Source organism: Micromonospora sp. bgisy143 (assembly GCF_057708145.1).
This window is the reverse complement of sequence record NZ_JBYIRN010000001.1, coordinates 366,262-378,773: the sequence shown is the minus strand read 5'-3', so window position 1 is coordinate 378,773 and position 12,512 is coordinate 366,262. Positions and strand designations below refer to the sequence as shown.

Annotated in this window: 9 protein-coding genes; 5 read left to right on the top strand and 4 right to left on the bottom strand. The window is 73.3% G+C overall.

Features of this window, described 5'->3' with window-relative positions; translation table 11 throughout:
* Nucleotides 1–13: 13 nt before the first annotated feature.
* The 3 genes from AC3EN4_RS01780 to eccB form a co-directional block, all read right to left on the bottom strand.
* Complete coding sequence (locus AC3EN4_RS01780; protein WP_435204208.1) at nt 14–1,297, bottom strand: WXG100 family type VII secretion target; 1,284 nt, start codon at nt 1,295–1,297, stop codon at nt 14–16.
* The gene (locus tag AC3EN4_RS01775; RefSeq protein ID WP_422737997.1) at nt 1,290–1,658 is read right to left on the bottom strand and encodes a hypothetical protein; all 369 of its coding nucleotides are present in this window, start codon (nt 1,656–1,658) and stop codon (nt 1,290–1,292) included. The genes AC3EN4_RS01780 and AC3EN4_RS01775 overlap by 8 nt, the downstream gene beginning before the upstream one ends.
* An 87-nt stretch (nt 1,659–1,745) precedes the next feature.
* Complete coding sequence (gene eccB, locus AC3EN4_RS01770) at nt 1,746–3,272, bottom strand: type VII secretion protein EccB (protein WP_435204207.1); 1,527 nt, start codon at nt 3,270–3,272, stop codon at nt 1,746–1,748.
* Between the two features lie 148 nt (nt 3,273–3,420).
* Between eccB and AC3EN4_RS01765 the strand changes: the two genes are divergently transcribed.
* Nucleotides 3,421–4,608: a type VII secretion protein EccE gene (locus AC3EN4_RS01765; protein WP_435204206.1), complete on the top strand. Its 1,188-nt coding sequence runs from the start codon at nt 3,421–3,423 to the stop codon at nt 4,606–4,608.
* 8 nt (nt 4,609–4,616) lie between these two features.
* Here the strand turns inward: AC3EN4_RS01765 and eccD are convergent, their stop codons facing one another.
* Entirely contained in the window at nt 4,617–6,017 is a 1,401-nt protein-coding gene (gene eccD / locus AC3EN4_RS01760) for a type VII secretion integral membrane protein EccD (RefSeq protein ID WP_435204205.1), read from the bottom strand.
* Nucleotides 6,018–6,183: 166 nt separating this feature from the next.
* On the opposite strand from eccD, the gene eccCa reads away from it, so the two are divergent.
* The 4 genes from eccCa to AC3EN4_RS01740 all read left to right on the top strand — a co-directional run bounded on the left by eccCa (nt 6,184) and on the right by AC3EN4_RS01740 (nt 12,493).
* Nucleotides 6,184–10,146: a type VII secretion protein EccCa gene (gene eccCa, locus AC3EN4_RS01755; protein ID WP_435204204.1), complete on the top strand. Its 3,963-nt coding sequence runs from the start codon at nt 6,184–6,186 to the stop codon at nt 10,144–10,146.
* A 216-nt stretch (nt 10,147–10,362) separates the two neighbouring features.
* Entirely contained in the window at nt 10,363–10,671 is a 309-nt protein-coding gene (locus AC3EN4_RS01750; protein ID WP_355049151.1) for a WXG100 family type VII secretion target, read from the top strand.
* Between the two features lie 25 nt (nt 10,672–10,696).
* Nucleotides 10,697–10,975, top strand: coding sequence for a WXG100 family type VII secretion target (locus AC3EN4_RS01745; RefSeq protein WP_354855539.1), 279 nt, complete (start codon nt 10,697–10,699; stop codon nt 10,973–10,975).
* Nucleotides 10,976–11,092: 117 nt separating this feature from the next.
* Nucleotides 11,093–12,493, top strand: a complete 1,401-nt coding sequence (locus tag AC3EN4_RS01740; RefSeq protein ID WP_435204203.1) for a S8 family serine peptidase — start codon at nt 11,093–11,095, stop codon at nt 12,491–12,493.
* Nucleotides 12,494–12,512 lie beyond the last annotated feature (19 nt).

The window sequence follows — 12,512 nt, the reverse complement described above, 5'->3', positions numbered from 1 at the left end:
GCTGTCCGGGCGGTCAGCCGCCGGTGCCGAGCACCGGCGGCGCGGCGTCTCCGCCGTCCCGCCACACCATCTCGTCCTCGGTCAGCCAGGTCAGCCGCTCGTCGGACTCGTCGTCCTCGCCACGGCCGTGCCCGCCGAGCACCCCGGGACGGCCGGTCGTCCGACCGTTGCCCGTGAGGCCCTGCCGACCGCCCGCGGTAGCCCGACCGGACTCGCCCCGTCGGCCGTCGATGCTTCGCCCGACGCCGCTGGCCGACCGGCTCTCGGCCGCGGCGGCCCCACCGGTCGGCCGGGCCGACGTGGTGGGCGTACTGCTGGAACCGGCGAGCGCCGAGGTGCGCAGCACCCCACCGGCCGGTGCGCCGCCGGGTGCCCCGAAGAGCAGGCTCGGGCCGCCCGTGGCGCTCGCGGGCATGGTGGTCGGCCCGGACAGGCCGGCCAGCCCGGCCGCCCCGCCGGCGAGCAACGCCCCGCTGACCAGCGGGTCCGCACCGGCCAGGGAGGTGGTGCCCGACGGATCGCCGTCGACACCCCCGGGGCCGATGGCGACGACGGACGTGCCGCCGTCGTGGCCGGGAACGGAGCCGCCCCCGGTGGTCGGCACCGGAGCCACGCCGTCGGGTGTCGCGACGGTCGCGCCGCCCGGGTGCCCGGCGAGACCGGTGGCGGTCGGAGCGGCCGACGGTGTCGTGCTGGCCGGACCGCTGCGGGGCGGCGGCCGGTCGTCGTTGACCGTGCGCGGCGTCTCCGGATCCGGCGGAGGCGGGTCCACCACCCGGTCGTAGGCGGAGAGGTCGTAGCCGGCGGCCAACTCGGCCACCAGGTTCACCATCCGCTGGTGGGCCTTCTCCTGCTCCTCCTTGTCCTGCTGGTGGCCCATGATGCCGCCGACCACCGCGCCGGGCAGGCCGAAGGCCGCGCCCTTGAGCGCGCCGGAGATGGCCTGGTCGTTGTCGTCGGTCTCCTCCGGGCTCTCCGCCTTCTGGTGCGCGGTACGCAGTTGACCGGCCATCATGGTGAGACCCTGCTTGACGCCGGACATGCCCTCGCCGAGGGCGTCGGAGTGGTTGACGATCAGCGTCATCCGGCGCTGGAACTCCCGGCCCGCCGAACCCGTCCAGGTGTTGCCGAGCTTCTCGAGGTCGCCCTTCAGCTCGCGGCCGAGGCCGTCGAGGATGCCCTTGAGCGAGGCCCACTGGGCGGCGATCCCCTCGATCTGCTCGGGCTTGCCGGCCATCACCGCGTCGTACAGCTCCTGGTGGCTCCGACCCTGGTAGCGCTGGGTGTACTCAGACACGCCCATCCCCCTTCGGCTGCAACGCCCGGTCGACCCCGGTCAGCGCCGCGGTGATGTCGGTGGCGTTGGCCGCGTTACGCGCCTCGGCGGTGCGGTAGTTGGCGAGGATGGTGCCGGTCGCCTGCTGCGCCGCCAGCACCGCCTGCCGCAGCCGCTCGGCCTGCTCCACGTAGGACTGATGAACCTCGCTGTAGCGGCGTGAGTTCTGTGTCGCGTCGGCGAACGAGCCCAGAGCCGGTGGACTGCACTGCATCTCGGTGTTGAGCTTGCGCAGCACCGACTCGGCCTGACTCAGCCGCAACGCGAGGTGTTGGTGGAAGTCCTCAAGGGACAGCAGGTCGACTTCCGTACGCCCGGTCATGGCAACATCCCCGTCGTTCTGGTTGACAACCGTCAGCGGACCCAGGTTAGTCCACCTCGGCGACCCGGGGCGACCCGTCCGACCCGCTCAGTCGTCGGCGCCGGTCGATCCCTCGGGGACCCCGCCACCAGTGCCGTCACCCGCCGGGGCGCTCGTGCCGGGCGTCGGCGCGGTCGGCTGCGCCGTCGCCGCGGCCGCCGCCGTGTCGCCGGGCGCGAACTGGGTGAGCGCGGCCTGCTGGTCCAGGGTCGGCCCGGTGGGGATCAACGCGAGCAGCGAACCGGGCACCGCCAGCGGGGTGACCCCTTCGTAGCCGAGGGCGGCCAGCGTCTCGGGCGAACCGAGCGGGTACCGGACCCCCTGCGGGCTGATCAGGTAGATCGTCGCGCCGGCGGCGCCGGACCCGCTGGTGCCGGCGCCGGGCGCCGCCTGGGCCAGTACGCCCTTGCCGCCGGGCAGCAGCACCGACTCGGCCGTCCGGACCGCGTCCCGCGCGCCCTGTCGTACCGGTACCGAGCCCGGCTCGTCGCCCGCCAACTCCGCCGGCACCCGGTCGAAGACCTCCACGGTGGTGGTCGGCGGTCCACCGGCGGTGCCCTCCCGGTAGGTGGCGCAGAGCAGCGTCTGCCCGGCCCGGGCCGGATACAGGGTCGGCAGCGTCCGCGGCATCCCGTCCGGGTCCAGACGCTGCTCGGTCAGCAGCCGTCCGGCCTGATCGGGGGTGATGTCGGTGATCCGACCGCCGCCACTGATCAGCAGCAGCGCGGTGATCTCACTGATCGAGACGAGCCCCTCGCGCGCCAGCACGTAGTGCTGGCCGGCCGCCTGGAAGACCTGGCCGATGGCGGCGGGCCGACCGGCCACGCTCAGGCCGCTGCGCTCACCCATGTCCGGCAGCGCCGGCTTGCGCAGCGGCGGTCCGGCCGGTACGGCGTTGAGGAGCTGCTGCCCGACCGGCAGCGGCGCCGTACCCGTCATCCGCAACGCCGCGACGACCTGGTCACCGCCGCGCATCTCGAGCCGGGAGTCGCCGGCCAGCAGATGCCGCTGACCGTCCACGGTCACCAGCACCGCGCGCTCGCCGAGCGGCGTGCCGCCGGGCAGCGCCCGATTGATCACCACGCGGGTGGTGGAGTGACGTGGGTCGACCGGGTCGGGCACGTCGCAGACCGACCAGGGCAGGCCGGTCAGCGACTTACGGTCCGGCAGCGCGTCGGGTGCGCCCACGATGCCGACCGTCCGGCCCCGGGGTCGGTCCCGCAGCGACGCCTGCGACATGCTGCGCACCGTGGGGTCCGGCTCGTTCAGGATCAGCCGGGCGGAGGTGTAGTTCAGCGTCGGGTGCAGTTGCCCCTGGGCGTACACGTAGGTGGCGCCGGTCTCCCGCTCGATGACCAGGGTGTTCTCGTCCAGCGGAGCGGTGTTGCCGGTCAACTGGCCGTATGCGCCCACGCCGCCGAGGACCACCGCGGCGGCGATCACGCTGCCGAAGACCGCCATGCCGAGCCGTCGCATGGGCAGGTTGGTGGTCTCCGGGTCGCCCGACATCAGCGCGGAGACGATCCGGCGGGTGACGAAGCGGTACGCCTGCACCTGATCGCGGCGGGTCCGCATGACTTACCTCCGGCGGGGTGGATCCGCGACGATGTCCTCGGGGTGCCGTCGCGGGCTTCCCTACGATAAGGGGCCGACGGCCGGTCCTCGGGGCCACCGCCGGACCACCCGGCACAGGAGCCGTACCGTCCAGGAGGGACAGTCAGCGATGACGCAGGTTCAGGCGCCACCCGCGGATGCCGTCGCCAGGCCGTCGGGTCCGCCGGCACGGGTCACCCCGGCGGCCGACCGACCCGGTCGGGGTCGCATCGGTCCGGTGCTGGTCGGCCAGCTCGTCGTACTCGAAGTCTGTGCCGTGGCCGTCTGGGCCGCGACGGCCGGTCCGAGCTGGCTGCTCGCGACGGTGGCCGTCGTGGCGGCGGTGGTGGTGCTGTCCGTGTTCGCCCGCCGGGGCGGTCGCTGGTGGTACGAGGACGTGCTGCTGCGCCGCCGGCTGCGGCGTCGCCGCGAACGGGCCGCGGTGATCCTGGAGAGCGGTTCGGCCGCGGAGCCCCGGCTGGCCGCGCTGGCACCTGAGCTGGGCGTGATCGAGCTGACCGACCGGGGCACCCGGCTGGGCATCGGGCAGGACGACCAGGGTTGGTTCGCGGCGGTGGCGTTGCAACCGGCAAACGGCGCCGCGGTCGGCTCGGTGGACGCGTCGACGGTCGACCGCACGTTGCGGGTGCTCGCCGACTTCTCGGCGCCGATCTCCCGGGCCCAGGTGGTCGCGCACACCCTGGTCTGGTACCCGGCGGCGGGCGCGCCACCGGCGGCGCACCGTACCGTCTGGGTGGCGCTGCGGCTCACGGTCCGCGACGCCCGGGTCGAGACGGTGACCCGTGGTGGCGGGCTGCCGGGCGTCCACCGCACGCTGGCCGCCGGGATCGGCCGGCTGGGCAAGGCGTTGACGGCGGCCGGCCTGTCCCACCGGCCACTGGGCCGCGACGAGCTGCGCGCCGCGGTGGTCTCGGCCGCCGGCCTGGACCTGGTGCCGGAACCGCCGACGGAGACCTGGTCGGGGTTGCGGGGCGGCGGCTGGACACACCGCTGCCTGACCCTGCGGGGTCGGCCGGACGCGCCACTCGGTCCGCTGGTGGACGCCATCACCGCCACCTCCGCGCCTTCGCACACGGTGGCGGCGGCGGTGTCGCCCGACGGACGCGTGGCGGCCCCGCTGCTGCGGGTCGCGGCCATGGACAACCACGTCGAGGCGCTGGTCAAGGTCGTCCGGGAGGTGGCGCAGCGCGCCGGCACGCCGGCCCGGCCGATGGACGGCCAGCACGGGCCGGGCGTCTACGCCAGCGCGCCGGTCGCCTCGGCGTTCGGCGGCGTCGGCCGGCGGCAGCCCCGCTGACCGTTCCGTCAGGGACGCAGGTTGACGATCCAGTCGTACATGCCGCAGACCCAGACGGCGAGCGGCACCAGGGCGATGATCAGCAGGATCTCGACGATGTCGAGCAGCCGACCCCACACCGGTGAGATCCGCTTACCGGCGACGGAGAGGCCGTAGATCAGGCTGACCACGGCCGCCAGCAGCAGGCCACCGAGGACCAGGCCGAGCCGGACCGCCAGCGCGCCGCCGGCGAAGGTCGCGGCGGCCGCCAGGCCCAGCCCGGCGGTGCCGGCGAGCAGCACCGGGACGCGCTGCGCCCGGCCCAGCAGCGGACGCGCCCGCAGCAGCGACAACAGTGCCAGCACCAGGCACAGCAGCACGGCCGCCAGCCTGCCGTCCAGGGCCAGCACCAGCTCCGCGCCGAGCACCAGCAGCGACACCGTCCACAGCAGAGCGGTGAGGAACGAGTCCGCGCGATCGCTGCGCTCCAGCACCCGCCGTCCGTCCACCGTCTCGCTGTCGGTCTTCAGGTCGTCCGGGCCGGTGGGGATCGACGGCACCGGCAGCCGGGCCAGCCGGTAGGCGACCATCGGCAGTGCCGGAACCATGCCGAAGGCGGCCGCCGCCACCACCGCCGCGCCGGCCGCCGCGTCGAGGTCGAGGAGCAGGCAGAGCAGCGCGCCCACGCCGGTCCCACCGGCCAGGCCGATCGCCGCGAAGAAGAGCGGGTACCGGTCGTCACCGACGGCCAGCACGGCCACCGCCCCGGCGACCACCACGGCGGTGGCCGCGAGCAGGACGTGCGGGCTGGCCAGCTCGGTCAGCTTCCGGTCACCGCCGAGCAGTAGCAGGCCACCGGTACCCGCGTAGAGCAACCCGGCCAGCGCCAGCACCGAGCCCGTCCGGCTGTCGCCCACGGCCCGGGCGAGCACCGCCGCGCCGACCAGCAGCGCCACCGCGACCAGTTGGGCGGCCAGCGCCGCGGGCAGGTGTGGAGGGCCGGTGAACAGGGCCGCCACCGCGCCCGCGCCGAGGGCCGCCGAGGCGAACAGCACGGCGAACGACCGGGTCGCGTCGACCTGCCAGGAACCGGGCCGCTGCGTGGTGGCGGTGGCGACCGCGTCCACCACGTCGTCGAAGACGATCTCCGGGGCGGCGGCCGACCGTGGGTTGAAGTACAGCACCTCGCCGTCGCGGACACCGAGCTGAGCGGCGGTACGACCACCGTCCAGCGGTGCCGCGCCCAGGCGGGACAGCGCCCAGCCGCCGTGCCGTACCCCGTCGTCGGCCAGGTCCTCCCCCGCGTAGCGCAGCAGGGTGGGCAACAGGTCGGCCAGCGGTACGTCCGACGGCAGCGCCAGGTCCATCCGGGTACGGGGGGCCACAATGGTGATCCGGCTCAGGCCGCCGGTCGCCGATTTCGTAGCCACAGTGGCCTCCTGGTGTCCATCTACGATCAGCGGGCCGCGGTGCCACGGTGCGGGTGCACCGCGCCCACGGGAGATTACCTACGATGACGGGCACGTACAGTGCCCACCCGCGAGCTTCGCGCCGCGCCGGCACGACGGCAGGGCCGCTTCTGGGGAGGAGACAGCCGTGAGCACGGTGGTGTTCCGCCGACCTCCGCGCCAACCGGGGCCGGCCTTGCCGCGCGGTGAGGTGGTGCTGGAGTCCCCGCCCGAGCTGCCCGAGCCGACACCGCGCGGGATGGGGCAGCTGCTCATGATCCTGCCGATGGTCTGCGGCGTCGGCGCGATGGCGTTCCTCTACGCCGGCCGGGGCGGCGGCATGATGACGTACGTCGCGGGTGGACTGTTCGGTGTGTCGATGCTCGGCATGGCCATCGGCTCGCTCAGCAACGGCGGCAACGACAAGGCCGAGCTGAACGCCGACCGCCGCGACTACATGCGCTACCTGGCGCAGATGCGCAAGCGCACCCGGCGTGCGGCGGCCCAGCAGCGCGACGCGATGGACTGGCGGCACCCCGAGCCCGACGCGCTCTGGTCGATCGCGGCGTCGCGCCGGTTGTGGGAACGGCGCATCACCGAGCCCGACTTCGGCGAGACCCGGATCGCGTTGGGCCCGCAGCGGCTCGCCGTGGAGATCGTCCCGCCGGAGACCAAGCCGGTCGAGGACCTGGAACCGATGAGCGCCATCGCGCTGCGGCGGTTCGTCCGCGCGCACACCACCGTGCCCGACCTGCCGACCGCGCTGTCGCTGCGCGCGTTCAGCCGGGTGGTGCTGCGCGGTGACCGGGATCCGGTGCTCGACCTGACCCGGGCCGCCCTGGGCCAGTTGGTGACCTTCCACGCCCCCGACGACCTGGTGGTCGCGGTGGTCGCCGCGCCCGACCGGCAGCCGGCCTGGGAGTGGGTGAAGTGGCTGCCGCACGCCCACCACAGTGGCCGGACGGACGCCGCCGGAGCCCGTCGTCTGGTCTTCGCCAGCCTGGCCGAGGCCGAGGACTCCCTCGCGGCGGATCTGGCCGGGCGACCCCGGTTCGCGGCCGAGGCGAAGCCGCTGACCACCGCGCCGCACCTGGTCGTGGTGGTCGACGGTGGCGAGATCTCCCCGACCTGCCAACTGGTGGGTCAGGGTCTGCTCGGCGTCACCATGATCGACCTGTCCGGGACGGTGCCGCGCGACGCCGGCCGCTGGTTGCTCTGCCTGGACACGGGCGACGGCAGCGCGCTCGACCTGGTCCGGGGCAACTCGACCTCGCGGCTGGGCCGGCCGGACCGGCTCTCCGCCGAGGCGGCCGAAGGGCTGGCCCGACAGATCGCGCCGTACCGGCTGTCGCAGCAGCAGACCAGCAACGAGGAGCCGCTGGCCCGCAGCATGGAGCTGCCGGACCTGCTCGGCGTCGGCGACGCCGCGGCGGTGGACGTGCGCCAGACGTGGCGACCACGCGGTCACCGGGACCGACTGCGCATCCCGCTGGGTGTCGGCCCGGACGGCAACGTGGTCGAGCTGGACTTCAAGGAGTCCGCGCACGAGGGCATGGGCCCGCACGGCCTGGTCATCGGCGCGACCGGTTCCGGTAAGAGCGAACTGCTCCGTACAGTGGTGGCCGCGCTGGCGGTGACCCATTCGTCGGAGGAGCTGAACTTCGTCCTGGTGGACTTCAAGGGCGGCGCCACGTTCGCCTCGTTGGAGGCGTTGCCGCACACCAGCGCGGTGATCACGAACCTGGCCGACGAGTTGCCGTTGGTCGACCGGATGCGCGACGCGCTGGCCGGCGAGATGGTGCGCCGGCAGGAGTTGCTGCGGGCGGCGGGCAACTACGTCTCGCGGTTCGAGTACGAGAAGGCGCGGGCCGCGGGTGAGCCGCTGGCGCCGATGCCGAGCTTGCTGATCATCTGTGACGAGTTCAGCGAGTTGCTGGCGGCGAAGCCGGACTTCATCGACCTGTTCGTGATGATCGGCCGGCTGGGCCGGTCGCTGGGTGTGCACCTGTTGCTGGCCTCGCAGCGCCTCGAGGAGGGCAAGTTGCGGGGTCTGGACACGCACCTGTCGTACCGGATCGGTTTGCGGACCTTCTCGGCGGTGGAGAGCCGGATCGTGCTCGGCGTGCCGGACGCGTACGAGCTGCCGAGCGCGCCGGGCCACGGCTACCTGAAGACCGACACCAGCACCATGCTGCGGTTCCGGGCCGCGTACGTGTCCGGGCCGTACCGGGCGCCCGGCCAGCAGGCCACCGCGTCGCAGGCCCTCGTGCAGCGGCGGATCGTGCCGTACGGCGTCAACTTCATTCCCGCGCAGGTCCCGCAGGTGTCGGTGGACGCCGCGCCGGAGCCGGAGCAGTCCTCCGACGGCAAGGCCGTGGCGATGCTGGACGTGCTGATCGACCAGCTCAAGGGGCGCGGCCGCCCGGCCCACCAGGTGTGGCTGCCGCCGCTGGCCGACCCGCCGGGCCTCGGCGAGCTGCTGGGTCCGCTGGCCGTCGACCCGACCTACGGGTTGTGCACGGCGTCCTGGCCGGGCCGTGGGCGGCTGACGGTGCCGGTCGGCGTGGTGGACCGCCCGTACGAGCAGCGCCGCGATCCGATGATGGTCGAGTTGGCCGGCGCGGGCGGCAACGTGGTCATCGTCGGCGGTTCGCTCAGCGGCAAGAGCACCATGCTGCGGTCGCTGCTGGCCTCGCTGGCGCTCACCCACACCCCCCGTGAGGTGCAGTTCTTCTGCCTGGACTTCGGCGGCGGCGCGCTGCGCAGCCTGGAACGGCTGCCGCACATGGCCGGGGTGGCCGGTCGACGGGACGTCGAGGCGGTACGCCGCACGGTGGCCGAGGTGGTCGCGGTGCTGGACGAGCGGGAGACGCGCTTCGCCCAGCACGGCATCGACTCGGTGGCGAGCTACCGACGTCGACGGGCGGCCGGCGAGTTCGCCGACGACCCGTTCGGCGACGTGTTCCTGGTGGTGGACGGCTGGAACACGCTGCGCCAGGACTACGAGGAGCTGGAGCAGACCATCACGACGCTCGCCAACCGGGGCCTCGGCTTCGGGGTGCACGTCGTGCTCACCGCGGTCCGGTGGGCGGAGATCCGGATCAACATGCGGGATCTGCTCGGCACCAAGCTGGAGCTGCGCCTGGGCGACGCCGCGGAGTCCGAGATCGACAGGCGCTCGGCGATGAACGTGCCGGAGAAGTCGCCCGGTCGCGGCCTGACCCGGGACAAGCTGCATTTCCTCACGGCCATCTCGCGGATCGACGGTCGCCGCGACATCGAGGACCTGAGCGAGGCGTCGGTCGCGCTGGCCGGGCACGTCGCGGCGAACTGGCCGGGGCGTCCCGCGCCGAAGGTACGGCTGCTGCCGCGCCGGCTGCCGGTGTCCGAGTTGGCCCGCATCATCGACCGGTCGGCGCCCGGCCTGCCGATCGGTGTCAACGAGTCGGCGCTCGCGCCGGTCTACCTGGACCTGGCGAACGAGCCGCACCTGACCGTCTTCGGCGACGCCGAGTGCGGCAAGACCAACCTGCTGCGGCTGATCGCCCGGGGCATCGCCGAGCGGTACACGCCGGCCCAGGCCCGGCTGGTGATCGCCGACTACCGGCGTGGCCTGCTGGGCGCGGTCGAGGGTGATCACCTGCTCGACTACGCGCCGTCCAACCAGGCGTTCGCGCAGGGGCTCGGCTCGATCCGCAGCGCGCTCTCCAACCGGCTGCCGGGCCCGGACGTGACCACCGCCCAGCTGCGGGACCGCAGCTGGTGGAAGGGCCCGGACCTGTACATCCTGGTCGACGACTACGATCTGGTGGCCTCCGGCGGCAGCAACCCGCTGAGCGCCCTGCACGAGCTGCTGCCGCAGGCGCGCGACATCGGGCTGCACCTGATCATCACCCGTCGGGTCGGCGGGGTGGCCCGGGCGCTCTACGAGCCGGTGCTGCAACGGCTGCGTGAGCTGGACTCGCCCGGCCTGCTGATGTCCGGCAACCGGGAGGAGGGCGCGGTGTTCGGCACGCTGCGTCCGAGCCCGCAGCCACCCGGTCGGGGCACGCTGGTCCGGCGGCGGGACGGCCAACAGCTCATCCAGACCGCCTGGTCCGAGCCGGCCTGATCGAGCCACTCGGCTGGTCCGTGCCCGCCGGTACGGATCGAGCCACCGGTCCGATCCACCACCATCCATCGAATGGCCCCGGTCAGGGCTGCGGTGGCTGGACCGGTTCCGCTACCGTCTCTGGTGGAGTGTCCGTCGGTGGGGTGTTGCTGCCTTGCCGCGGGGGAGGGGCGCGGCAGAGCCGACGCCACACAACATGACGGAAGGGTGTGAAGCATGGCGTTCGAGGTCGAAGCTGCGACTCTGCATACCGCCGCGAGTGACGTGCGGTCCACGCGCAGCGAGGTCGACGGCGAGCTGAAGAAGCTGTGGAACGTGGTCGACGACCTGGCCATGGCGTGGAAGGGTCAGGCGTCCACGGGGTTCCAGTCGCTCATGACTCGCTGGAACGAGGACACCGTGAGTCTGCTGACCGCGATGGACAACATCGCGGACCTGCTCGACAAGTCGGGTACGACGCACCAGGTCAACGACGAGGAGCAGCAGCAGATGCTGGACAAGTTCCACTCTGCTCTCAACCCGTGATCCGTAGCCAGCAGAGGAGGAAATCGTGACGATCAAGGTTGACTACGCGGTCCTCGAGAGCAGCAACCAGCAGATGCAGGCCATCTCGAAGACCATCGACGAGAAGCTGGACACGCTGCGGTCGATGCTGTCCAAGCTCCAGTGGGAGGGCGAGGACCGCACCGCCTACGAGCAGCACCAGGCGAAGTGGGACTCGTCGGTCCGGGACATCAACCGGATCCTCAACGAGATCGGTGGTGCCGTCGGCATCGCCCGCGAGAACTACGTCTCCACCGAGATGAGCAACTCCAAGGTGTGGGGCTGACACAATCACCGATGCGGCTCCGGTCCGGCTCGACCGGGCCGGAGCCGCATCGTGTTGGCGTCGGCGAGATACGGGAGAGCGATGCGTACGGGGAAGCCTTTCCGATCGGCACGTGCCGTGGGCGCGGCCGCGCTGGCGCTCTGCGCCGCGCTGGCCCCCGCGGTGACCGTCGCGCCGGCGCCGGCCCGGGCCGCTGACACGGTCCGTGGCCTCCAGTGGTACCTGGATTACCTCAAGATCCCGGCCGCACACCAGATCACCAAGGGTGCGGGTGTCACGGTCGCCGTCGTCGACAGCGGAGTCGAGGCCAGTCATCCCGACCTGCGTGGCCAGGTGCTCGCGGGGCACGGCACCAACGCCACGGCCGCCCGGGACGGCCGGCGGGACGACGACAAGGAGAAGGGGCACGGCACCTCGATGGCCGGCATCATCGCCGGGCGTGGTGGTGGCGCGACGCACGAGCTGGGCATCGCCCCGGCCGCGAAGATCCTCCCGGTCTCGACCGGCGCCGACACCGACGGCCAGGACGTGGTCCTGGGCGTCCGGTGGGCTGCGGACAACGGCGCCGACGTCATCAACCTCTCGCTCGGCGACGAGGGGGCGGCTCCGCCGGAGCTGGTGGACGCCATCAACTACGCGCTGAGCAAGGACGCTGTCGTGGTCGCCTCCGCCGGCAACGTCGAGCAGGGTGACCGAGAGGTCACCGTACCGGCCAACATCCCGGGCGTCATCGCCGTCTCCGGCTTCGACAAGCGCGGCGGGTTCTCCGCCGGCTCGGTGCAGGGCCCGGAGGTCGTCATCGCGAGTCCGATGGAGAGCATCATCGCGCCGGCGCCCAAGGCGGTCTCGCCGAACGGTTACTCGGTGGCCAGTGGCACCAGTTCGGCGGCGGCCATCATCTCCGGGGTGGTGGCGCTGATCCGCGCGAAGTACCCGAAGCTCGACGCGCCCAACGTCATCAGCCGCCTGATCGAGACGGCCCGCGACGCCGGGCCGGCCGGCCGGGACCCGCAGTTCGGCTTCGGCCGGGTCGACCCGGTCGCCGCGCTGACCCGCTCGGTGCCCGCCGTTACGGCGAACCCGCTGCTCAAGGGCGAGGCCGCCGGGCCGACCCGCGCCGGCGGCGCGACCCGACCGGGCGACGACGACGGTCCGGCGGTCGAGTTCGGCGTCTCGAACAAGACCGGCGCGATCGTCCAGGCGGGACTCTGCCTGGGTGTGCCGGTCATCGGGCTGATCGTGCTGTTCGTGGTGCTGCGACGCCGCAAGCGGCGCACCCCACCGGCGGCCGTCGGCCCGTACCCGGGCGCGCCCGGCGTGCCGCCGCCAGGCTGGCCCGCCAACCAACCGCCACCGGCCGGTTACGGCCCGCCGCAGCAGCCCGTCTCCGGGTACGGTCCGCCACCGGGCCAGCCCGGGTACCCGCCGCCCGGTCATCCGCCCGCGTCGACCGCGCCGGGCCAGTCCGGCTGGCCGGGCTCGGGCCCGCCGTCGCCGGGCCCGCATCAGCAGCAGTGAGCGCACACCACCAGTCAGG